The organism is Pseudomonas sp. AO-1 (assembly GCF_019775695.1).
GTDB classification, from domain to species: domain Bacteria; phylum Pseudomonadota; class Gammaproteobacteria; order Pseudomonadales; family Pseudomonadaceae; genus Aquipseudomonas; species Aquipseudomonas parakoreensis.
Genome location: NZ_CP079947.1, coordinates 584,015 through 607,055 on the forward strand (window position 1 = coordinate 584,015; position 23,041 = coordinate 607,055).

The 23,041-nt window shown below is 62.1% G+C and carries 21 protein-coding genes; 8 read left to right on the forward strand and 13 right to left on the reverse strand.

Going from position 1 to position 23,041, the window contains the following annotated elements; genetic code table 11:
• Window positions 1–4: 4 nt before the first annotated feature.
• The 5 genes from KVQ82_RS02755 to KVQ82_RS02775 form a co-directional block, all read right to left on the reverse strand.
• On the reverse strand, window positions 5–1,144 hold the full coding sequence (locus tag KVQ82_RS02755; protein ID WP_041063539.1) for a homoserine O-acetyltransferase: 1,140 nt from the start codon (window positions 1,142–1,144) through the stop codon (window positions 5–7).
• A gap of 227 nt (window positions 1,145–1,371) precedes the next feature.
• Window positions 1,372–1,665, reverse strand: coding sequence for a DUF167 domain-containing protein (locus KVQ82_RS02760; RefSeq protein ID WP_222017905.1), 294 nt, complete (start codon window positions 1,663–1,665; stop codon window positions 1,372–1,374).
• Window positions 1,662–2,252, reverse strand: coding sequence for a YggT family protein (locus KVQ82_RS02765; RefSeq protein WP_041063533.1), 591 nt, complete (start codon window positions 2,250–2,252; stop codon window positions 1,662–1,664). The genes KVQ82_RS02760 and KVQ82_RS02765 overlap by 4 nt, the downstream gene beginning before the upstream one ends.
• Window positions 2,253–2,262: 10 nt before the next feature.
• Window positions 2,263–3,081 carry a pyrroline-5-carboxylate reductase gene (gene proC / locus KVQ82_RS02770; protein WP_222017906.1) on the reverse strand — a complete coding sequence of 273 codons (819 nt, stop codon included), beginning with the start codon at window positions 3,079–3,081 and terminating at the stop codon, window positions 2,263–2,265.
• 28 nt (window positions 3,082–3,109) lie between these two features.
• On the reverse strand, window positions 3,110–3,796 hold the full coding sequence (locus KVQ82_RS02775; protein ID WP_222017908.1) for a YggS family pyridoxal phosphate-dependent enzyme: 687 nt from the start codon (window positions 3,794–3,796) through the stop codon (window positions 3,110–3,112).
• A gap of 56 nt (window positions 3,797–3,852) precedes the next feature.
• Between KVQ82_RS02775 and KVQ82_RS02780 the strand changes: the two genes are divergently transcribed.
• Window positions 3,853–4,887 (forward strand): type IV pilus twitching motility protein PilT, encoded by a 1,035-nt coding sequence (locus KVQ82_RS02780; protein WP_041063525.1) that lies wholly within the window; start codon window positions 3,853–3,855, stop codon window positions 4,885–4,887.
• Window positions 4,888–4,985: 98 nt separating this feature from the next.
• On the opposite strand, the gene KVQ82_RS02785 is transcribed toward KVQ82_RS02780, so the two are convergent.
• Entirely contained in the window at window positions 4,986–5,612 is a 627-nt protein-coding gene (locus KVQ82_RS02785) for a C40 family peptidase (protein WP_108184091.1), read from the reverse strand.
• Window positions 5,613–5,860: 248 nt separating this feature from the next.
• Here KVQ82_RS02785 and KVQ82_RS02790 point away from each other — a divergent pair, with 248 nt between their 5' ends.
• The gene (locus tag KVQ82_RS02790) at window positions 5,861–6,292 is read left to right on the forward strand and encodes a TM2 domain-containing protein (RefSeq protein ID WP_041063521.1); all 432 of its coding nucleotides are present in this window, start codon (window positions 5,861–5,863) and stop codon (window positions 6,290–6,292) included.
• Between the two features lie 153 nt (window positions 6,293–6,445).
• Here KVQ82_RS02790 and KVQ82_RS02795 read toward each other — a convergent pair whose 3' ends face one another.
• From KVQ82_RS02795 to gshB, 7 genes are all read right to left on the reverse strand, one after another.
• Window positions 6,446–7,717 (reverse strand): dihydroorotase, encoded by a 1,272-nt coding sequence (locus tag KVQ82_RS02795; RefSeq protein WP_222017910.1) that lies wholly within the window; start codon window positions 7,715–7,717, stop codon window positions 6,446–6,448.
• On the reverse strand, window positions 7,714–8,718 hold the full coding sequence (locus KVQ82_RS02800) for an aspartate carbamoyltransferase catalytic subunit (RefSeq protein WP_041063517.1): 1,005 nt from the start codon (window positions 8,716–8,718) through the stop codon (window positions 7,714–7,716). Before KVQ82_RS02800 ends, KVQ82_RS02795 begins: the two co-directional genes overlap by 4 nt.
• 28 nt (window positions 8,719–8,746) lie before the next feature.
• On the reverse strand, window positions 8,747–9,253 hold the full coding sequence (pyrR, locus tag KVQ82_RS02805) for a bifunctional pyr operon transcriptional regulator/uracil phosphoribosyltransferase PyrR (protein ID WP_108184089.1): 507 nt from the start codon (window positions 9,251–9,253) through the stop codon (window positions 8,747–8,749).
• Between the two features lie 80 nt (window positions 9,254–9,333).
• Window positions 9,334–9,771: a Holliday junction resolvase RuvX gene (ruvX, locus tag KVQ82_RS02810; RefSeq protein ID WP_003229101.1), complete on the reverse strand. Its 438-nt coding sequence runs from the start codon at window positions 9,769–9,771 to the stop codon at window positions 9,334–9,336.
• Window positions 9,771–10,343: a YqgE/AlgH family protein gene (locus KVQ82_RS02815; RefSeq protein WP_011336368.1), complete on the reverse strand. Its 573-nt coding sequence runs from the start codon at window positions 10,341–10,343 to the stop codon at window positions 9,771–9,773. Before KVQ82_RS02815 ends, ruvX begins: the two co-directional genes overlap by 1 nt.
• Window positions 10,344–10,579: 236 nt before the next feature.
• Window positions 10,580–11,479: an energy transducer TonB gene (locus KVQ82_RS02820; RefSeq protein WP_007964106.1), complete on the reverse strand. Its 900-nt coding sequence runs from the start codon at window positions 11,477–11,479 to the stop codon at window positions 10,580–10,582.
• Between the two features lie 107 nt (window positions 11,480–11,586).
• Entirely contained in the window at window positions 11,587–12,558 is a 972-nt protein-coding gene (gshB, locus tag KVQ82_RS02825; RefSeq protein ID WP_222017912.1) for a glutathione synthase, read from the reverse strand.
• A 225-nt stretch (window positions 12,559–12,783) separates the two neighbouring features.
• Here gshB and pilG point away from each other — a divergent pair, with 225 nt between their 5' ends.
• The 6 genes from pilG to KVQ82_RS02855 all read left to right on the forward strand — a co-directional run bounded on the left by pilG (window position 12,784) and on the right by KVQ82_RS02855 (window position 22,794).
• Window positions 12,784–13,188 (forward strand): twitching motility response regulator PilG, encoded by a 405-nt coding sequence (gene pilG / locus KVQ82_RS02830; RefSeq protein WP_041063509.1) that lies wholly within the window; start codon window positions 12,784–12,786, stop codon window positions 13,186–13,188.
• 60 nt (window positions 13,189–13,248) lie between these two features.
• Entirely contained in the window at window positions 13,249–13,614 is a 366-nt protein-coding gene (gene pilH, locus KVQ82_RS02835) for a twitching motility response regulator PilH (RefSeq protein ID WP_047297146.1), read from the forward strand.
• A 10-nt stretch (window positions 13,615–13,624) separates the two neighbouring features.
• Window positions 13,625–14,164 (forward strand): chemotaxis protein CheW, encoded by a 540-nt coding sequence (locus KVQ82_RS02840; RefSeq protein WP_108184085.1) that lies wholly within the window; start codon window positions 13,625–13,627, stop codon window positions 14,162–14,164.
• A 200-nt stretch (window positions 14,165–14,364) separates the two neighbouring features.
• Complete coding sequence (locus KVQ82_RS02845) at window positions 14,365–16,419, forward strand: methyl-accepting chemotaxis protein (RefSeq protein ID WP_041063506.1); 2,055 nt, start codon at window positions 14,365–14,367, stop codon at window positions 16,417–16,419.
• 11 nt (window positions 16,420–16,430) lie between these two features.
• Window positions 16,431–22,331, forward strand: coding sequence for an Hpt domain-containing protein (locus KVQ82_RS02850; RefSeq protein WP_222019354.1), 5,901 nt, complete (start codon window positions 16,431–16,433; stop codon window positions 22,329–22,331).
• Window positions 22,324–22,794, forward strand: coding sequence for a chemotaxis protein CheW (locus KVQ82_RS02855; protein WP_108184081.1), 471 nt, complete (start codon window positions 22,324–22,326; stop codon window positions 22,792–22,794). Before KVQ82_RS02850 ends, KVQ82_RS02855 begins: the two co-directional genes overlap by 8 nt.
• The last annotated feature ends 247 nt before the right edge of the window (window positions 22,795–23,041 follow it).

A 23,041-nucleotide genomic window follows, 5' to 3' on the forward strand; every position in this document is an offset into this window, starting at 1 on the left:
TTGTTCACACCGTAATTCGGTTCATGTAATTGCCGAACGCCTGCAAATAGCGCGGGATCGGAATCAGGAAGGCGTCGTGGCCCTGTGGCGCATCGATTTCCAGATAGCTGACGTCTTTGCGTGCCGCCATCAGCGCGTCCACCAGTTCTCGCGAGCGGGCCGGGGAGAAGCGCCAGTCGGTGGTGAACGACATCACGCAGAACTTGGCCGTGGCGTTTTCGAAAGTTTTCGCCAGGTTATCGTCGAAGTTCGCTGCCGGATCGAAGTAGTCCAGCGCCTTGGTCATCAACAGGTAGGTGTTGGCATCGAAACGACCGGAGAATTCTTCACCCTGATAGCGCAGATAGCTTTCGACCTGGAACTCGACGCTGTGGAAGTCGTAGTTGAGCTTTTCACTCTTCAGGCCACGGCCGAATTTCTCGCCCATGGAGTCGTCGGACAGGTAGGTGATGTGCCCGACCATCCGCGCCAGCATCAGCCCACGCTTGGGGATCACACCTTGTTCCTGGAACGAGCCACCGTGGAACTCCGGGTCGGTGAGGATCGCCTGACGCGCGACTTCGTTGAAGGCGATGTTCTGCGCCGACAGCTTGGGCGCCGAGGCGATAGCCAGGCAGTGACGCACGCGATCCGGGTAGGTGATCGTCCACTGCAAGGCCTGCATGCCGCCGAGGCTGCCACCGATCACGGCGGCGAACTGACGAATGCCGAGCCGGTCGGCCAGACGCGCCTGGCTGTGCACCCAGTCTTCCACGGTGAGCACCGGGAAGTCGGCGCCGAATGGCTTGCCGGTTTCCGGATTGATACTGCTCGGGCCGGTGGAGCCGTTGCAGCCGCCCAGATTGTTCAGGCTGACCACGAAGAATTTGTTGGTGTCGATCGGTTTGCCCGGGCCGATGCAGCTGTCCCACCAACCGGGCTTGCGGTCGTCGACGCTGTGATAGCCGGCGGCATGATGATGCCCGGACAAGGCGTGGCAGATCAGCACGGCGTTGCTCGCCTGTGCGTTCAGCGTGCCGTAGGTTTCGTAGATCAGGTCGTAGGCGGGCAGCGAACGGCCGCAGGCCAAAGCCAGAGGTTCACTGAAATGCGCCGTTTGCGGCGTCACCAGACCAACAGAATCGGGGGGAAAGGCAGCTGGCATCGACCCTGCTCTCGTTGAAATGAGGCGTAAGTCTAAAGACCGGGGGGGTTAGCGGCAAGCAACGATAAGGCCTGATCGTTGATTGAACGAAGTCCTTGTGGTGAGGGGTATCCCCGATGGCTGCGTAGCAGCCCTGTCATCTTTGGCCGTGCCGGAAGAATGGGGTTGGCAACAACAAGGGGGCCGCTTCGCGACCCATCGGGGATAAATCCCCTCACCACAGTGGATCAGGCTGGACGCGTCAGATCAGGCAAATCTGGCAGCTTCTTCGGCGAGCAGATCTTCACCCGTTTCTGCCGGTTCAGCTCGCCGCTGAGCAAGCTGACCTGGCTTTTGGACACGCCAAACGCCTTGGCCAGAAAACCCATCAGATATGCATTGGCCTTGCCCTCGACCGGCGGCGCGGTGAGGCGGATCTTCAGGCGGTCACCGTGCAGCCCGGCGAAATCATCGCTGCGGGCTGCCGGTTGCAGATGACATTCGAGGATCAAATCGTCCCCGTCCCAGCGAAACCAGCTCACATCAGCAGGCGCAGGATTTCCGGCATCATCGTCATCGCCGCCAGATTGTTGATCACCAGCATGTCGATCAGCTTCAGCGCGAGGAAGGCGAAGATCGGCGACAGGTCCAGGCCGCCGAGGTTCGGCAGAATCTTGCGGAACGGTGCCAGCGCCGGCTCGCAGATCTGGTTGACCAGTTCAGCGCCCGGGTTGTGGCTGCCTGGGGCGACCCACGACAGGATCACGCTGATGATCAGGGCGAAGAAGAAGATCTTCAGGAACAGCGCGGTCACGCCGATGATCGACCAGATGAACAGCTGCAGCGGGTTGCCGGTGGTGCCGTAGGTCAGCAGCAGGGTCAGGGCCATCAAGGCCAGTTGCACCAGAATTGCCAGCACCAGCGATGACATATCCAGGCCGAACAGGCTCGGGATGATCCGGCGCAGCGGCTTGAGCAGCGGCTGGGTGGCCTTGACCACGAACTGGCACAGCGGGTTGTAGAAATTCGCCCGCACCAGTTGCAAAACGAAGCGCAACAGCACGATCAGCAGGTACAGACTGCCGAGGGTTTGCAGCACGTAAACCGCTGCGGTGTTCAATCCAATCATGTAAGGCTCCTTATTTGCCCAGTTGTTCGGCCATTTCGGCCGAGCGGTGCGCGGCGGCGCCGAGTGCTTTTTCTACCAGGGCTTCGAAGCCGTCAGCCTGGAATGATTTGATCGCGGCCTCTGTGGTGCCATTTGGCGACGTCACGCGGCGGCGCAGTTCGGCGGCGTCGACATCGCTGGATACCGCCATGTGCGCGGCGCCCAGCGCCGTTTGCAGGGTCAGTTGCTCGGCGATTTCCTTGGGCAGGCCGAGTTTGACGCCGGCAGCGGTCATCGCTTCGATCAGCAGGAAGAAGTACGCCGGGCCGGAGCCGGAGACGGCGGTCACCGCATCGAGTTGCTGCTCTTCGTCCAGCCACAGCGCAATGCCCACGGCGGACAGCAGCTCTTCAGCCTGCTGACGCTGTTCGGCAGTCACTTCGCTGGTGGCGTACAAACCGCTGACGCCCTGACGCAGCAGCGCCGGGGTGTTCGGCATGCAGCGCACGATCGGCTGCTCGCCGAGCCACGCAGTCATGCTCGCGCAGGTGATGCCGGCGGCGATCGATACCACCAGTTGCTGCGGTTTCAGGCTTGGACGGATGGCTTCGCACACGGCTTTCATCGCCTGTGGCTTGACCGCCAGCACGATCACGTCGACACCGTCGATGGCCTGCGCGTTGTCAGCGAAGGTTTCGATGCCGTGTTCGGCGCTGACGCGTTGGCGGGTTTCTTCGCCCGGATCGCTGGCGCGGATGTGGCTGGCTTGCAGACCCTTGGCGCGCAGGCCGCCGATCAGACTGGCGGCCATGTTGCCGGCACCGATAAAGGCAATACGTGTGTTGCTCATGTCAGGTCCTTTTTCAGATGGCTGTCGGTCATTGCTGACCGTAATCTCTGGCACCAAACAGGGCGGTACCGATCCGCACCCAGGTGGCGCCTTGGGCGATGGCCGACTCGAGGTCGTGGCTCATGCCCATGGAAAGTGTGTCGAGCGGCAGATTCAGGCTGGCCTGCAAACGTTGCACGGCAGCAAAAGCGGCGTCTTGTTCGGCGCGATCTTCGGTCGGCTCGGGAATCGCCATCAGCCCGCGCAATTTCAGCCGGGGCAGGGTGCTGATGGCCTCGGCCAGCGCCGGCAGGTCGGCCGGGGTGCAGCCGGACTTGCTGGCCTCACCGCTGACGTTGACCTGAATGCAGATGTTCAGCGGCGGCAGGTCGGCCGGGCGCTGTTCGGACAGGCGTTGGGCAATTTTCAGGCGATCCACGGAGTGCACCCAGTCGAAATGCTCGGCGATAGCGCGAGTCTTGTTCGATTGAATGGGGCCGATGAAGTGCCAGATCAAGGGCAGGTCGGCCAGTTCGAGCTGTTTGCCCAAGGCTTCCTGCAGATAGTTCTCGCCAAAGTCACGCAGGCCGGCGGCGTAGGCTTCACGCAGGGCCTGCGCCGGTTTGGTTTTGCTCACGGCGAGCAACTGGACGCTGTGTTCGTCACGACCGGCCGCTCTGGTCGCGGCCTGGATACGCGAACTAACCTGGAGAATGTTGTCTGCTATCGTGGACATCAAGAGGCGCCGGCGGTCTGAAGGTTCGCGGCATTCTACTGGAATTGAGGGACGCTATGGATATCACTGAACTGCTGGCGTTCAGCGCCAAACAGGGCGCTTCCGACCTGCACCTGTCGGCCGGTCTGCCGCCGATGATCCGCGTCGATGGCGATGTACGGCGGATCAATCTGCCGGCGCTGGATCACAAGCAAGTGCACGAATTGATCTACGACATCATGAACGACACCCAGCGCGTCGACTTCGAGAAACACCTGGAAACGGATTTCTCGTTCGAAGTCCCCGGCGTCGCGCGCTTTCGGGTCAATGCGTTTAACCAGAATCGTGGCGCCGGCGCTGTGTTCCGCACCATTCCGTCGAAAGTTCTGAGCATGGAAGACCTCGCCATGGGCGATGTGTTTCGCAAGATCACCGATGCGCCACGCGGGCTGGTGCTGGTGACCGGGCCGACCGGGTCCGGCAAATCCACCACGTTGGCGGCGATGATCGATTACCTCAATACCCATCGCCATCACCATATCCTCACCATCGAAGACCCGATCGAGTTTGTCCACGAATCGCGCAAATGCCTGATCAATCAGCGCGAAGTCCATCGCGATACCCGCAGTTTCGCCACGGCATTGCGCTCGGCGCTGCGCGAAGACCCGGACGTGATCCTGGTGGGGGAGATGCGCGACCTGGAAACCATCCGCCTCGCACTGACTGCCGCCGAGACCGGGCACCTGGTATTCGGCACGCTGCACACGACGTCGGCCGCCAAGACCATCGACCGAGTTGTCGATGTGTTCCCGGGCGACGAGAAGTCCATGGTGCGTTCAATGTTGTCCGAGTCGCTGCTGGCGGTGGTGTCGCAAACGCTGATCAAGAAGATCGGCGGCGGGCGGGTGGCGGCGCATGAAATCATGCTGGGAACGTCGGCGATCCGGAACCTGATCCGCGAGGACAAGGTGGCGCAGATGTATTCGGCGATTCAGACCGGTGGGTCGTTGGGGATGCAGACACTCGACATGTGCCTGAAGGAGCTGGTGACCAAGGGCTTGATCAGCCGCGAGCATGCGCGGGAGAAGGCGCGTACGCCGGATAATTTCTAAAAAGGCCAAAAGCAAAAGATCGCAGCCTTCGGCAGCTCCTACAGTGATTTGTGTAGGAGCTGCCGAAGGCTGCGATCTTTTGATCTTGATTAGAAAGCTTAGCGCTGAACCACGCGCATCTGCTTGCCGCCCGGTTCTTTCGGCAGCACACGCTTGGCAACCACGTAGTGCTGTTCCCAGTACGGCTTGTTCAGCGTATCGATGCTGACCGCTTTGCCACGGCGTGGTGCGTGGATGAAGCGGTCGTTGCCCAGGTAGATGGCAACGTGGTTGACCCGGCGGCTCTTGATGTTGAAGAAAATCAGGTCGCCCGGTTTCAGGTCCTTGCGTTCGACTTTCTCGCCATGCCCGCTGGCCATGGCGTTAGAGGTGCGTGGCAGGTCGAACGTGGCGTCGTTGAACGCATATTTGACCAGACCGCTGCAGTCGAAGCCTTTACTTGGGCTGCTGCCGCCCCAACGGTAGGGAGTACCGAGGACGTTCACCGCACGGCTCAGGACGTTGCTGCTTTCCTTGTTGGCCATCGGTGGCACCAGCTTGCCGTGACTCTTGCTGGCGAGCGTGGTGTGTTTCGTTTGTTTGCTGCTTTTACTCGAAGGAGCCGAAGCATGGGATTTAGGGGTGAAACCGTTAACGTTGGGAAGACGTTGCTCACGATTGGTGGCGTGGGCGGCCAGTGGCATTAATAGGCAAATAGTTAGCCATGTCTTGAAAAATGGTCGCATTAGGCGTGGCTCTTAGGTGGTAGCGCGCAACTTTATAACAGCTTTTTTGTCCCTTCCGAGGCCGTTGGTCGATTCAATCGGGAGGCAACGGAACCAAACAAGCGGCAAATGGACGCGATTGTCCGACAGAAGTCCGGTGGTATAAGGCTTTGACGGACGACACATTAACATTTGCCGTACGTCGGCTCCCTGTAAAAAAGTCACAAAGAATTAAAGAAAATTTATCTATCGTGTGAATCGAGGTCTTCATGAACCGCTATCAGCAGGTCGCTGCACCGCAGGATACGCACAGCAAAATCATCGGTTATCTGCTGTGGATTTTTGGTTTCACCGGCGCTCACCGCTTCTATTACGGCAAGCCGGTGACCGGGACGATCTGGTTCTTTACCTTCGGTCTGCTGGGCATTGGCTGGCTGATCGACGTGTTCCTGATCCCGGCAATGGATCGCGAGGCGGATCTGCGTTTCACCGCAGGGCCGATCGAATACAACGTGGCGTGGATTCTGCTGACGTTCCTGGGCGTGTTCGGCGTGCACCGGATGTACCAGGGCAAGTGGATCAGTGGATTGCTGTATCTGCTGACCGGCGGGTTGTTCTTTGTCGGGGTGCTGTATGACTTCTGGACGCTGAATGATCAGGTGTCGGTGCGCAACGCGCAGAATCGCGGCGCCTTTCAGTAACCTGTGGCGAGGGGATTTATCCCCGATGGGGCGCGTAGCGGCCCTAAAACATTCAACCGCGGAGGAACTGAAATCACCGCGGTTGTAGATCGAGGGCTGCTGCGCAGCCCATCGGGGATAAATCCCCTTGCCACAATGTCCCTCAGCAGCCGGTTACGCCTGGTGGCTGATCCGCCCGTCCACCAGCGTATAGCGCACCACACCCGGCAGACTGTGCCCGAGGAACGGGCAGTTCTCGCCCTTCGACAGCCAGCCTTCGCCGGCCACGGTGGAGGCTTTCGGGTCGAACAGCACGATATCCGCCGCACCACCGACTTCCAGTTTGCCCGCCGGCAAACGCAGCGCGTCCGCAGGCCCAGTGCTCAGGCGCGCCAGCAGGGTCGGCAGATCCAGCAGACCATCCTCAACCAGCGTCATCGCCAGCGGCAGCAGCAACTCCACACTGCTGATGCCCGGCTCGGTTGCGCCGAACGGCGCCAGTTTGGCATCGCGTTCGTGCGGTTGGTGATGGCTGGAGATCGCCGAAATCACCCCTGACTTCACCGCCTCACGCAGGCCGTCGCGGTCGGCGCGGGTGCGCAGCGGCGGTTGCACGTGATACAGGCTGCTGAAGTCGATCAGCGCTTCATCGGTAAGGATCAGCTGATACAGGGCGACATCTGCAGTGACCTGCAAGCCACGGGCCTGCGCCTGAGCGATCAGGGCCACGCCGCGCGCGCTGGTCAACTGGCTGAAGTGCGCGCGCACGCCGGTCTGCTCGACCAGCAGCAGATCGCGAGCGAGGGCCACGGTTTCCGCAGTTTCCGGAATGCCCGGCAAGCCAAGGAAACTGGCAACGGCACCTTCATGGGCCAGACCGCCATCGGCCAGATCGTGATCCTGCGAATTGAAAATCACCGTCAGGTCGAAAGTGGCCGCGTAATCCAGTGCCCGGCACAGGGTGCGGGTGTTGCGGAAACTCTCCAGGCCATTGCCGAACGCCACACACCCGGCGTCGCGCAGCACCACCAGCTCTGCCAGCTGTTCGCCGTCCAGGCCTTTGCTCAGCGCGCCGATCGGAAACACCTTGGTGTTGCCGGCTTCGCGGGCGCGGTCGAGGATCAGTTCGGCCACGGCCGAGGTATCGAGTACCGGTTTGGTTTTCGGCGGGCAGCACAGACTGGTCACGCCGCCCGCCGCCGCCGCGCGGGTTTCGCTGACGATGCTGCCTTTGCGGCTGTAGCCCGGTTCGCGCAGGGCGACGTTCAGATCGACCAGCCCGGGCGCGGCAACGAGGCCTTGAGCGTCGATGGTTTCAACGGCAGTGAAACCGGCGGGTGCGGCGCCGAGGGCGACGATCTTGCAGGCTTCAACGTGGATATCGGTGATTTGATCCAGGCCGCTGCTTGGATCGATGACGCGGGCGCCGAGAATGCTGAGCTTCACTGGGCGTTCTCCTGCTCGAATTGACGTTGCGCTGTTTGCCCGCTCATGGCCATCGACAGCACGGCCATGCGGATCGCGATGCCGTAGGTGACTTGATTGAGGATCACCGAGTGCGGGCCGTCGGCCACCGCGGACTCGATTTCCACGCCACGGTTGATCGGCCCCGGGTGCATGACGATGCAATCAGGCTTGGCTCCGGCCAGACGTGCGGTGGTCAGGCCGAACAGGCGATAGAACTCGCCTTCACTCGGCAGCAGGCCGCCGCTCATGCGCTCACGCTGCAGGCGCAGCATGATCACCACGTCGACGTCCTTGAGGCCTTCGTTCATGTCGGTGTAGACCTTGACGCCGTACTGCTCGATGCCGATCGGCAGCAGGGTCTTCGGCGCGATCACGCGGATGTCAGGGCAGCCCAGGGTCTTCAGGGCCAACATGTTCGAGCGCGCGACCCGCGAGTGCAGGATGTCGCCGACAATTGCCACCGAGAGGTTTTCGAAACCGCCCTTGTGCCGACGGATGGTGAGCATGTCGAGCATGCCCTGGGTCGGGTGCGCATGACGGCCGTCGCCGCCGTTGATGATCGCCACCTGCGGGCAGACATGCTCGGCGATGAAGTGCGCGGCGCCGGAATCACCGTGGCGCACGACGAACATGTCGGCGGCCATCGCTTCGAGGTTGCGCAGGGTGTCGAGCAGGGTTTCACCTTTGCTGGCCGACGAAGTCGACACGTTCAGGGTGATCACGTCCGCCGACAGCCGCTGGGCCGCCAGTTCGAAGGTGGTGCGGGTACGGGTGGAGTTTTCGAAGAACACGTTGCACACGGTCTTGCCGCGCAGCAACGGGACCTTCTTCACCGCCCGGGCACCGACTTCGAGGAACGAGTCGGCAGTGTCGAGGATTTCCGTCAGCAACTCGCGGCGCAGGCCGTCGAGCGAGAGGAAGTGGCGCAGCTGGCCCTGATCATTGAGCTGCAGCGGGCGCTTGGTATCTAGAGGCGTCATCGCGAGGGGGACTCTCAATAAGGGCGGGTTAAGGATTCAGGTCTTGCAGTTCGAGCGTCAGCGGCTCCGGGCCGGACAGCTTGACGCGCTCATTGGCGGCCAGCGACAGGGTCGCACCCACCACGTTCGGGCGGATCGGCAGCTCGCCGGCGTCAAGGTCGAGCAGGCAGACCAGGGTCACGCTGGCCGGGCGGCCGTAGTCGAACAGTTCGTTCATGGCGGCGCGGATGGTGCGGCCGCTCATCAGTACGTCATCGATCAGCACCAGATGCTGGCCTTCGATCTCGAAGGGCAGGGCCGACGGACGCACTTGCGGGTGCAGGCCGTTCTGGCTGAAGTCGTCGCGGTAGAAGGAAACATCCAGCGTGCCCAGCGGCGCGTCACTGCCCAGTTCCTTGAGCAGGGCCTGCGCGACCCAGATACCACCGGTGCGAATGCCGATGTAACGCGGCTCGCGGATATCACGCTGTGCAAGGTGCGCCTTGAGGCGGGTCGCCATCTGGCTGATCAGATCGGCGGGATTGGGCAGACTCATGGTTGCTCCTTCTTGGGGCCGAGCCGGGTCCTTGGACGCGGCTCGGGTCGTAGCTCAAAAGAAAAGCGCCGAAGCGCTTGTCAGGATTCAAACAATGCAGTGTTTTCGTCGAGCCAGCCCTGCAACAGCAGAGCGGCGGCGATGGCGTCCACCGGGTTGTCGCGGTAACTGCCTTTCTGCCCGCCGCGCACCAGTCGCTCACCCTTGGCCTCAAAGGTGGTCAGGCGTTCGTCGTGGGTATAGAAGGGCACATTGAAGCGGCCATTGAGGCGGCGGGCGAATTTCTCCGCACGCAGGCACATCTCGCTGGGCGTGCCGTCCATGTTCAGCGGCAGGCCGACTACCACGGCGTCGGGCTTCCATTCCTTGAACAGCGCTTCGACCTGATTCCAGTCGGGCACGCCGTTCTGCGCTTTCAGGGTGCACAGCTCGCGGGCCTGGCCGGTAATCACCTGGCCGACCGCAACGCCGATCTGTTTGGTGCCGTAGTCGAAGCCGAGAATCAGGCGCAGGGCCATCAGGCGTGCCCCGCCTGGCTGGTCAGCAGGCTGAGGTTGATCCCCAGGTGCCGTGCCGCCGCTTCCAGACGCAGCTCGCTGCTGGTGTTGAACAGGATGTCGGCGTCGTACGGGCAGGTCAGCCAGGCGTTGTCGGCCAGTTCAGCCTCCAGTTGCCCGGCTTCCCAACCGGCGTAGCCGAGGGTGATCACGCTTTTCGCCGGGCCCACGCCGTCAGCGATGGCGAACAGCACGTCCTGCGAAGTGGACAGCGCCAGATCACCTTCGAGCTCAACGGTGGCCTGAAAGGTCTTGCCGGCCGGGTGCAGGACGAAACCGCGATCAGTCTGCACCGGGCCGCCGATGAAGATCGGCACATGCTGGCACAGCGCTGGCGGATCGATATCCGGGCGCAATTGCTCGAGGATGTCAGCCAGATTCAGCTCTTGCGGTCGATTGACCACCAGCCCCATGGCGCCATTGGCCGTGTGCTCGACGATGTAGGTCAAGGTGTGGGCAAAGTTCGGGTCGGCCATGTGCGGCATGGCGATCAGGAAGTGATGCTTGAGGTAGCTGGGGCTGACGTTTTTCATGAGCGATAGTGTGGCGTTCAAGGGGCGAACTGACAAGCTGAGGATCAGAGAACAACGCAGATCCATTGTTGAAGTTGAACCTTTGTGGTGAGGGGATTTATCCCCGATGGGGTGCGAAGCGGCCCTCAATCCATTGACGTGATATGCCTGACATACCAGCGTGTGCTGGTTTTGCGACTGCTTCGCAGCCGATCGGGGATAAATCCCCTCACCACAAAAAAACTGTATGCCGGCGGTCAGTTACTGGAGAGTTTGTCGCCCCGGGCGAATTTCCAGGTGCGGATGATTTCCAGTCGGTCGATATCCGACAGATCGCCGGTAAACGGCGCGAACGGTGCCGCCAGTCGGACGATGCGCTGCGCCGCCTGATCCAGCAGCGGCTGGCCGGAGGACTCCAGCACCAGCACTTCATACAGCGAGCCGTCGCGGTTGATCGAAACCATCAGGCGCAGGTTGCCGTAAATCTGCTTGCGCCGCGCTTCTTCCGGGTAATTGAGGTTGCCGATGCGCTCGACCTTCTTGCGCCAGTCATCCTTGTACCAGGCGCCCTTGTCGCGCATGGTCGAGGCCGCGCTCAAGCGGTGAATCCGCGGGCGCTTGGCGTACAGCTGCTGTTCGTTGGCCAGTTCGGCTTCGAGGCTGGCGATGTCGCTGGACAGCTGTGAACTGTCGAACGTCGGCGCGTTGACCGCGGGTTTGGTCTCGGTTTTGGTTTCTTCTTTCTTGGTCGGCGCCTTTTGCTGTTTCGGCGCCACCGTGGTCACCGCAGCCTTTGGCGCGGCTTCGCGCACTTCCGGTTTGGCGGCCGGGGGCGGGGTGACCTTCTTGACCTGATTGTCCTGGAACGGCGCGACTTCTGTGGTCTTGGGAATCGCCTTCTTGTCGAGGGTGCCGCTGCCTTCCTGGTTTTCCTGAGCGAGGAAGTCAGCCTTTTTCGGCTTGGTTTCGCTCTTGAAGGTGGCGAGGGTGATTTCCAGGGTTTTGCTGATCTGCTTGGGCTCGACCATGGTGAAGCCCACGCCAAGCAGCAGCGCCAAATGAATCAGCGCCGCGAGAAACAGGGTAAATCCGAGGCGATCGGCCGGGCGCACGCCACGGTGGGCGAGTTCTGCGGGCAGATCGGACGGGAGGGTCATGACAAGAAAACCAACATCGCGTTTTTCAGAGGCTGCGCATGATAACGCAATGTTGGTTTCACGCCTTGGGCTTCACGCTTCAAGCGACAGACTGCATGTGACGTGCATCAAGCTTGTGGCTTTTTGCCGGCGGCTTGCAGCTTCTTGTCGATCGCGTCCATCAGCATGCCGCCGATATCGGTACCGAAAGCGTTGTCGATTTCGCGGATGCAGGTCGGGCTGGTGACGTTGATTTCGGTGAGGTTTTCGCCGATCACGTCCAGACCGACGAACAGCAGACCTTTCTCGCGCAGGGTCGGGCCGACCTGGGCGGCAATCCAGCGATCCTTGTCGGTCAGCGGCCGCGCTTCGCCACGACCACCGGCCGCGAGGTTGCCACGGGTTTCGCCCTGGGCCGGAATCCGTGCCAGGCAGTAATCCACCGGCTCGCCGTCGATCATCAGGATACGTTTGTCGCCGTCGACGATGGCCGGCAGGTAGCCCTGAATCATGATCTGCTGCTTGCCGTGCAGCGTCAGGGTTTCAAGGATCACCGACAGGTTCGGGTGACCGGCGGTATGACGGAAGATCGACGAACCGCCCATGCCGTCCAGCGGCTTGAGGATGACGTCGCCATGGTGGTCGGCGAATTCACGCAGCACGTCCGGACGACGGCTGACGATGGTCGGCGGCGTGCACTGCGGGAATAGCGTGGCGAACAGCTTCTCGTTGCAGTCGCGCAGGCTCTGCGGTTTGTTGACCACCAGCACGCCGGCGGTTTCGGCCTGTTCCAGCAGGTAGGTGGAGTAGACGAACTCCATGTCGAACGGCGGATCCTTGCGCATCAGGATCACGTCCAGGTCGCTCAGCAGGTTGTCCTGCTCGGCGTCCAGTTCGAACCATTTTTCCGGGTTGGCGAAGACTTTCAGCGGCTTCATGCGCGCCCGGGCCTGACCTTCGGCCTGATACAGGTCGCGCTGCTCCATGTAGAACAGTTCCCAGCCACGTTTCTGCGCGGCCAGCAGCATGGCCAGCGAGCTATCCTTTTTATAGGAAATGCTGGCGATAGGGTCCATGACAATCCCGACGCGAACGCTCATTGGGTTTTCCTCGACAATTGGCTACCGGATCGGTATTGAAAAAGTGCCGCCAGAGTGGCGCTGGCAGGGTTTTCGGTCAAGGAAAAACCCGTCGATAGATTGCATCTGGAGACTGTGCTAAAAAGGCTGGCATAGCGTGCTGGCCCTTGAGCATCAAGGGTTTCCAGCCATTACTCATCGCAAAACGGACAATTTGATTCGCAAAGGCGACGGTAGAGCCCCCTTATGGAACAGCAGTCCAGCGCCTTGAAGGTCATGGTGATCGACGACTCGAAAACGATTCGTCGCACCGCCGAAACGCTGTTGAAGAATGTGGGCTGCGAGGTCATCACGGCCATCGACGGCTTCGACGCGTTGGCCAAGATCGCCGACAACCACCCCGGGATCATTTTTGTCGACATCATGATGCCGCGTCTGGATGGTTATCAGACCTGCGCTTTAATCAAGAACAACAGTGCGTTCAAGGCCACGCCAGTGATCATGCTGTCGTCGCGTGACGGGCTGTTCGACAAGGCCAAGGGGCGGATTGTCGGTTCTGATCAATTTTTGACCAAGCCTTTCAGCAAGGAAGAACTGCTCGACGCGATTCAGGCCCACGTTCCGGGCTTTGCCGCCGTTTTGCCGCAGTAAGACACGTACAGTGACGCTCGGCCAGCGGGCCGGGTGTCGACAAGAAAAATGGGGAAGACCATGGCACGTATCCTGATCGTCGATGATTCGCCGACTGAAATGTACAAACTCACCGGCATGCTGGAAAAGCACGGCCATGAAGTGCTCAAGGCCGAGAACGGCGCCGACGGCGTGGCCCTGGCCCGTCAGGAAAAACCCGACGCCGTGCTGATGGACATCGTCATGCCCGGCCTCAACGGCTTCCAGGCCACCCGGCAACTGACCAAGGATGCCGAGACCAGCCATATTCCGGTGATCATCATCACCACCAAGGATCAGGAAACCGACAAGGTTTGGGGCACGCGCCAGGGCGCCAGGGATTACCTGACCAAACCGGTCGAAGAAGACATGCTGATCAAGACCCTGAACAACGTGCTGGCCGGTTGATCGCGCGGCCATGAACCAGTCGCTGACCGCGTTCGAGCTGCTGTGGCAGATCGACCAGCGCTGCCGTCTGCTGGCGGCGGATCTGCCGTCGCAGCCCGGCCGTCAGGATCGCTGGAGCGGCATCGGCTTTCGCCTCGGTGAGCATTGGTACGTGACGCCGATGGGCGAAGTCAGCGAAGTGCTGCACGAGCCGCGCTGCACGCAGTTGCCCGGGGTCAAGCCGTGGGTCAAAGGGGTGGCTAACCTGCGTGGGCGCTTGCTGCCGATCATGGACCTGTGCGGCTTCTTCGGTCACGAGCTGTCGCCGTTGCGCAAACAGCGGCGTGTGTTGGTGGTGGAGCACAACGATGTGTTCGCCGGGTTGCTGGTGGATGAGGTGTTCGGTCTGCAGCACTTCGAGCAGGACAGCTTCGAGCCGATCTCGATCAGCAAACGCCAGGGTTCCAAGGCCGAGTTCGTCAAAGGCTATTTCCGGCGCGAGCAGAACTGGCGGGTGTTCAGCCTGTTTGCGCTGGCCAGGTCGCCGGTGTTCATGAGCGTCGCGATATAGCCGAAGCACCATAAATCTATGGGGTGGGAGTCTGTGGCGAGGGGATTTATCCCCGATGGTTGGCGAAGCCAACCCAAAACCTGCATTCGCGATGTTCCAGATACCACTCAGTTTTGGGGCCGCTGCGCGACCCATCGGGGATAAATCCCCTCACCACAAATCCCACAGTGGACCGTGGCAGGTTTCATAGGCGAGGACCGATGACAAAAGCAAAAACAGGCAAGTCGGCAGAAGGGTCGCGCAGTCGTTCGCAGATCATCGTGCTGTTCATCGCACTGATCGTGTTCATCATGCTGCTGTTCGCCAACTTCGCCTATCTCAACACCCAGGCCAATTACGACAAGCAGTACATCGGCCACGCCGGTGAACTGCGGGTGCTGTCGCAACGCATCGCCAAGAACGCCACCGAGGCCGCCGCCGGCAAGGCCGCTGCGTTCAAGCTGCTGAGCGATGCGCGCAACGATTTTGCCCAGCGCTGGGGTTACCTGAAGAAGGGCGACCCGGCCACCGGCCTGCCACCCGCGCCAGCCGCCGTGCGCCCGGAAATGCGCGCGGTGCAGCTGGATTGGGAACGCCTGCTGAAAAACACCGACGCGATTCTCTCCAGCGAACAGACCGTACTCTCGCTGCATCAGGTCGCCGCGACCCTGGCCGAAACCGTGCCGCAGTTGCAGATCGAATACGAAAAAGTCGTCGAAATTCTCCTGCAACGCGGCGCCCCGGCGGCGCAAGTGGCGATGGCCCAGCGTCAATCGCTGCTGGCCGAACGCATTCTCGGCGCGGTCAACACCGTGCTCGCTGGCGACGAAAACTCGCAGCAGGCGGCCGACGCTTTTGGCCGCGACGCCACCCGTTTCGGCCAGGTGCTCAACGGTATGTTGCAGGGCAACCCGACCCTGAAAATCAGCCAGGTCGAAGACCGCGATGCCCGTGCGCGCCTGAGTGAAATTTCCGAGCTGTTCCAGTTCGTCTCAGGCTCCGTGGACGAAATCCTCGAAACCTCGCCGGAGCTGTTCAAGGTCCGTGAATCGGCGAGCAACATCTTCAGCCTGTCGCAGACCCTGCTCGATGAGGCTTCGCACCTCGCCAGCGGTTTCGAAAACCTTGCCGGCGGACGCAGCACCGACACCATTGGCGGCTACGTCCTGGGCTTGCTGGCACTGGCCTCGATCATCCTGATCGGCATGGTCATGGTCCGCGAAACCAACCGCCAGTTGCGCGAGACCGCCGAGAAGAACGAGCGTAACCAGAACGCGATCATGCGCCTGCTCGACGAGATCGAAGACCTCGCCGACGGTGACCTGACGGTGACCGCCTCGGTGACCGAAGACTTCACCGGGACCATCGCCGACTCGATCAACTATTCGGTCGACCAACTGCGCGATCTGGTCGCGACCATCAACCTCACCGCCGGCCAGGTGGCTGCCGCCGTGCAGGAAACCCAGGCCACTGCCATGCATCTGGCCCAGGCCTCGGAGCATCAGGCGCAGCAGATTTCCGAAGCCTCGACCGCGATCAGCGACATGGCCCAGTCCATTGATCAGGTGTCGGCCAACGCCGCTGAGTCCTCGGCGGTGGCCGAGCGTTCCGTGGAAATCGCCAACAAGGGCAACGAGGTGGTGCACAACACCATCCACGGCATGGACAATATCCGCGAACAGATTCAGGACACCGCCAAACGCATCAAGCGTCTCGGCGAGTCGTCCCAGGAAATCGGCGACATCGTCAGCCTGATCGACGACATTGCCGACCAGACCAACATCCTCGCGCTCAACGCGGCGATTCAGGCGTCGATGGCCGGGGATGCCGGACGCGGTTTTGCCGTGGTCGCCGACGAAGTGCAGCGACTGGCCGAACGTTCGTCCGCCGCCACCCGGCAGATCGAAACGCTGGTGAGGGCGATTCAGACCGACACCAACGAAGCGGTGATTTCCATGGAGCAGACCACCACCGAAGTGGTGCGTGGCGCGCGACTGGCGCAGGATGCCGGTGTGGCGCTGGAAGAAATCGAAGGCGTTTCGAAAACCCTTGCGGCGCTGATCCAGAGCATCTCCAACGCGGCACAGCAGCAGACCTCGTCGGCCGGGCAAATCTCGCTGACGATGAACGTGATCCAGCAGATCACCTCGCAGACTTCGTCTGGCTCGACCGCCACCGCCGAGAGCATCGGCAACCTGGCGAAGATGGCCAGTCAGCTGCGCCGTTCGGTATCCGGTTTCACCTTGCCGTCGGCGTCCGCGACGGACAAGGCGTGAGTGGAGTGGTTATGGGTGACCGGCACGACTACGTGGCCCTCGAATGGGTCAAGGGTGAAATTGCCGAAACGCTGAGGCAGGCGCATCAAGCGATTGAAACCGTGCTCGATGACCCGCAGGCCGCGCCGGGGCTGGATGAGTGCCTGGGCTATATCCATCAGGTGCACGGCAGTTTGCAGATGGTCGAGTTCTACGGCGCGGCGTTGCTGGCCGAAGAAATGGAGCATCTGGTCGAAGCCTTGCAGCAGGGGCGCGTCAGCCACCGCGACGAAGCCCTGCACTTGCTGCTGCAAGCCTTCGGGCAATTGCCGATCTATCTTGATCGGGTGCAGAGTGCCCGCCGCGATCTGCCATTGGTGGTGCTGCCGCTGATCAACGACCTGCGCAGTGCGCACGGTGAAAGCCTGCTCTCGGAAACCAGCCTGTTCAGCCCGCCACTGCCGGACTTGCCGCCGTTGAGCGCAGAAGCGCTGGCCGCGCTGGAGCCGGCCGAATGGCCCAACGTATTGCGCAAGTTGCGCCAGATGCTGCAGATGGCGCTGGTCGGGTTGCTGCGCGAGCAGGACGACCTGACCCACCTCGACTACCTGGCGAAAGTCTTCCAGCGCCTCGAAGCGCTCAGCGCCAATGCGCCGTTGAGCCCGCTGTGGCAGGTCGCTTCAGCGCTGGTCGAAGGCATGCGCGAAGGCGCCATCGCCAACAGTCCGGCGCTGCGCAGCCTGTTCAAGGACGCCGACAAGGAACTCAAGCGCCTGCTCGAACAAGGCCCGCGCGGCCTCAATCAGCCGCCCCCGCCGGAGTTGCTGAAAAGCCTGCTGTTCTATATTGCCAAAGCCGAACATCCCACCGGGCAGATGCTGACCATGAAAGATCGCTACTCCCTGGACGACGCGTTGCCCGACAGCGCGATGGTCGACGAAGAACGCGCGCGCCTGGCCGGCCCCGACCGCGATGCGATGCGCTCGGTGCTGGCGGCGCTGTGCGAAGAGCTGGTGCGGGTCAAGGAGCGCCTCGACCTGTTCGTGCGCAGCGACCGTCAGCACACTGCTGATCTGGAGAGCCTGCTGGCGCCGCTGCGGCAGATCGCCGACACCCTCGCGGTGCTCGGTTTTGGCCAGCCGCGCAAAGTCATCATCGATCAACTGGCGGTGGTCCTCAGCCTCGCTCAGGGCCAGCGCGAGCCGAATGACGCGACCCTGATGGACGTGGCCGGCGCGCTGCTCTACGTCGAAGCCAACCTCGCCGGAATGGTCGGCACCGTCGAGCCGGAAAGTCCCGAAGACGCGCGCCTGCCGACCACCGACCTGACGCAGATCCATCAGATCGTGATCAAGGAAGCGCGCATCTGCCTGCAACAGGCCAAGGACATGATCGTCGATTACATCGACGCCGACTGGGATCGCCAGCAACTGCAACCGTTGCCGGAGTTGCTGACCCAGGTGCGCGGCGCGCTGGCGATGATTCCGCTAAGCCGTGCGGCGGGTCTGGTCGAGGCCTGCAACAGCTTTATTCGCGAGCATTTGCTGCTCGATCCGCACGAGCCGGGCTGGCAGCAACTGGATCATCTCGCCGACGTCATCACCAGCCTCGAGTATTACCTCGAACGCCTGAGCGACGACCCGCAGGCGCCGAATGAACAACTGCTGGATGTCGCGCAAAAGAGCCTTGCCAGCCTGGGGTTCTTTCCACATGAGCAGCACGTGCCGCTGCTCGACGATGTGCTCAGCCCCAGCGAAGCGCTGGTGATGCAGGATCTGCAAGCGCTGGATGACCCCGATACCGTGCAGTCGCTGGCCGACGTGCTGGCCAGCCCGGTCTCGGCGGTCAACCCGCCGGCCTTGATCACCCCCGGCAGCCTGATGCCACCACCGGCCGATGAAGAACCGGTGGACGATGAACTGCGCGAAGTGTTCCTCGAAGAGACCGACGAAGTCCTCGAAGTCCTGCACGAATACCTGCCGCGCTGGTCGGCTGACACCCATGACCGCGCCGCCCTGACCGAACTGCGTCGGGCCTTTCACACCTTGAAGGGCAGCGGGCGCATGGTTCGTGCGCTGATCCTTGGCGAACTGGCCTGGGCGGTGGAAAACCTGCTCAACCGCGTGCTGGAACACAGCGTCGAGCCCGGTGCGCAGGTGCAGCAGTTGCTCACCGACACGGTGTTGCTGCTGCCGGAACTGATCAGTGAATTCGCCACTCAGCGCCAGCGTCAGCGCAGCGATGTCGATCAACTGGCGGCCCGCGCGCATGCGCTGGCCAAAGGTGTCGAGCCGCTGGCGGCCGAAGACGTCGACGATGTGGCGGCCCTCGATCCGCTGTTGCTGGAGATCTTTCGCAACGAGGCCGAAACCCACCTCGCCAGCCTCAACCGCTTCCTCGATCAGGCCGCCGAGCATGTGCCGCTGCCGGCCAGCGACGAATTGCAGCGCGCCTTGCACACGCTCAAGGGCAGTGCGTCGATGGCCGGCGTATTGCCGATTGCCGAACTGGCCGCACCGCTGGATAAACTGGCGCGCGAGTTCAAGGCGCATCAGTTGCCACTGGATCTGGATGAAGTGGAATTGCTCCTCGAAGCCGAAGGCCTGTTCCGCGTCGGTCTGCGCCAGCTCAAGCACGATCCGCTGGCGCCGATTGTCGGTGCGCAGTCGCTGATCAAACGCACCGAAACGCTGCTCGCCGAACGTCTGGAAGCGATCCTCAGCTCGCCCAATACTGGCCTGCGGATCAAGCGCGATCCGCAACTGATCAACAACTTCCTCGCCCAGGGCATGGACATCCTGCTCGACGCCGAAGGCCTGTTGCAACGCTGGCAGCAACACCCCGGCGAGCGCCAGGAACTCAGTGCGCTGCTGGATGAGCTGACCACGTTGGGCGAAGGCGCGCACCTCGCCGATCTGCTGCCGGTGGATGTGTTGTGCGAAGCCTTGCTCGACCTCTACGGCGCGGTCGAAGAAAGCAGCCTGGCGGTCAGCGACAGGTTTTTCCACGAAGCCCAGAGCGCCCACGAAGCGCTGATCAACATGCTCGACGAACTGGCTGCCGGCCAGGAAATTACCCCGCAGCCGCAGCGCATCCGCGCCTTGCACGAACTGCTCGATGAAAGCCTCGATCCGACGGCGATGGGGCTGATCCGCAGCGACGGCAGCCGCACTTTGAGCATCAGCGAACTGGGTGCCGCCACCGCCGAACTGTCCCGCGCCAATGCCGAGACGGCGCCGGACGACGAGATCGTCGAGATTTTCCTCGAAGAAGCGGTAGACATTCTCGACAGCGCCGGGCAAGCCTTGCAACGCTGGCTGAGCGACCCGGACAACGCTGCGCCGCTGTCGTCGTTGCAGCGCGATTTGCACACGCTGAAGGGTGGCGCGCGGATGGCCGAGGTCGACGCCATCGGCGATCTGGCCCATGAGCTGGAAAGCCTTTACGAAGGGCTGGTGGATCGTCGCTACAGTCACAGCGAAGCGCTGGGCCGCTTGCTGCACAAGGGCCATGACCGCTTGGCCTTGTTGCTGGAGCAGTTGCAGGCGCATCAACCATTGCGCCCGGCGCAGGATCTGATCGAGACGATCCGCCAGTTCCGCCAGGGCGCCGCCGGTACTGCCGAAGCGGCGCAACCGACGGCTGAATCCGACAGCGCGGCGCATGATCCGGAGCTGCTGGACATCTTCCTCGAAGAGGGTTTCGACATCATCGAAAGCTCCGGCGCGGCGTTGCTGCGCTGGCAGGCCGAGCCTGGCAATCGGCAGGAAGTGGAAACCCTGCTGCGCGATCTGCACACGCTCAAGGGCGGCGCGCGGATGGTCGAGATCGGCCCGATCGGCGACCTCGCCCATGAGCTCGAATTCCTTTACGAAAGCCTCGCCACCGGCGTGCTGCAGCCGTCCGCCGAACTGTTCGCGCTGGTGCAGCGCGGGCATGACCGCCTGGCGCAGATGCTCGACGGCGTGCGCGCCGGGCAGCCCTGCCCGCCGGCGGATCGGCTGATCAATGCGATCCAGAATTTCAGCCATCCGGCGACCCCCGACACGCCGCCGTTGCTGCCGATTCCGGCCAAGACCGAGCCTGCGGCACCCGCCGCTGATGCCGGCGCGGACATGGTCAAGGTCTCCGCCGAACTGCTCGATGAGCTGGTCAACCTGGCCGGGGAAACCTCGATTTTCCGTGGGCGTATCGAGCAGCAAGTCAGCGATGCGCAAACCGCGCTGAACGAGATGGAAACCACCATCGAACGCATGCGCGATCAGTTGCGCCGGCTCGACACCGAAACCCAGGGGCGGATCCTCAGCCGTCAGCAAGTCGATGCCGAACGCCTCGGTTACGAAGAGTTCGACCCGCTGGAAATGGACCGCCATTCGCAGTTGCAGCAACTGTCGCGGGCGCTGTTCGAGTCTGCCTCCGACTTGCTCGATCTCAAGGAAACCCTCGAGCGCCGCAACCATGACGCCGAGAACCTGTTGCAGCAACAGGGGCGGATCAATACCGAATTGCAGGAAGGCCTGATGCGCACGCGCATGGTGCCGTTCGAGCGGATGCTGCCGCGCCTGAAACGCATCGTGCGGCAGGTCGCCGAAGAGCTGAACAAGGACGTCGCCTTCATCATCGGCAACGCCGAAGGCGAGATGGATCGCAACGTGCTGGAGCGCATGGCCGCGCCGCTGGAGCACATGCTGCGCAACGCCGTCGACCATGGTCTGGAGTCGGCCGAAGTGCGGCTGGCGGCGGGCAAACCGGCGCAGGGCACGATCACCCTGGACCTGACCCGCGAGGGTGGCGACATCGTTTTCGATATTCGCGACGACGGCGCCGGGGTGCCGCTGGAAGCGGTGCGGCGCAAGGCGATCAAGCGTGGCCTGCTCGCACCGGATGCCGAACTCAGCGACCGCGACGTGCTGCAGTTCATCCTGCAGCCGGGTTTCTCCACGGCGGAAAAGATCACCCAGATTTCCGGGCGCGGCGTCGGCATGGACGTGGTTCACGAAGAAGTCCGTCAGCTCGGCGGCACCATGAGCATCGACTCGGTGCCGGGGCAGGGCGTGCATTTCCGGATTCGTCTGCCGTTCACCGTGTCGGTCAACCGCGCGCTGATGGTGCAGTGCGGGGAGGATCAGTATGCGATTCCGCTGAACACCATCGAAGGCATCGTCCGGGTGTTGCCGAATGATCTGGAAGCGCACTATCGCAACGATCCGCCGAGCTACCACTACGCCGGTCAGCGCTACGAACTGTGCTATCTGGGCGAGCTGCTGAAAACCGTGCCACGCCCCAAACTGCTCGGCCAGAGCCTGCCATTGCCGGTGCTGCTGGTGCAGTGCAATGACCGGCACATCGCGGTGCAGGTCGATGCGATGGCCGGCACTCGCGAGATTGTGGTCAAGAGCCTCGGCCCGCAGTTCGCGGCGGTGCAGGGCGTGTCCGGGGCGACGATTCTCGGCGATGGTCGGGTGGTGCTGATTCTTGATTTGCTCGCGCCGATCCGCGCGATGCAGGCGCGGATCGCCCAGCATCCGGCGCAGGCGGACATCGACAGTGAGCCGCAAAAACCCCTGCTGGTGCTGGTGGTCGACGACTCGGTCACCGTGCGCAAGGTCACCAGCCGTTTGCTCGAGCGCCACGGCATGAACGTGCTGACCGCCAAGGACGGCGTCGACGCGATGCTGCTGCTCGAAGAACACATGCCCGACCTGATGCTGCTCGACATCGAAATGCCGCGCATGGACGGCTTCGAAGTCGCCACCCAGGTGCGCCACGACGAACGTCTGCAACACCTGCCGATCATCATGATCACCTCGCGCACCGGGCAGAAACACCGCGACCGCGCGATGGCCATCGGCGTCAATGATTACCTCGGTAAGCCGTATCAGGAATCGGTGCTGCTCGAAAGCATTGCCCACTGGAGCAAGAAACATGCATGAGCGCCGCCACAACGCGCGCAGCAGCCAACTCACAGGCCTGTTGCTGCCACTGGCCGACCGCAACCTGATCCTGCCTAACGTCGCCGTCGCCGAGCTGATCGACTACCAGGCCAGCGCCTTCGACCTCGACACGCCGCCGTGGTACCTGGGGCGGGTGAGCTGGCGGGAGCGGCAGATTCCGCTGCTGAGTTTCGAGTCGGCGTGCGGGCAGAAAATCGTTATCGGCGAACGCGCGCGGATCGTCATCCTCAATGCTCTCGGTGGGTTGCCGCAGCTGAAATTCATCGCGCTGCTGGTGCAGGGGATCCCGCGTTCATACAAGCTCGACAGTCAGTTGAGTTATGTCGATGTGCCGTTGTGTGCGCTGGAGCAGGCGGCGGTGCAGGTCGGGGAACAGGTGGCCAAGGTCCCGGATTTGTTGGGGTTGGAGCAGTTGTTGGTGAAGGCTGGGCTGGTTCACTGATCCAGCCTTTGTGCTGCCCTGACTGGCCTCTTCGCTGGCAAGCCAGCTCCCACAGTGTCCGCGTCGTATTCGGATTTTGTGAGTCACACAAAACCCTGTGGGAGCTGGCTTGCCAGCGATGGGGCCAGTTGAATCAGCAAATTCTTACAGGCAAATCTTCAATTTCTGCAGTGCAATAAACACATTCTGGCACAGCTGTTTAAAGACACTCAGTGTTACGCCTCACCAGCCTACAAATCCTTGCGCC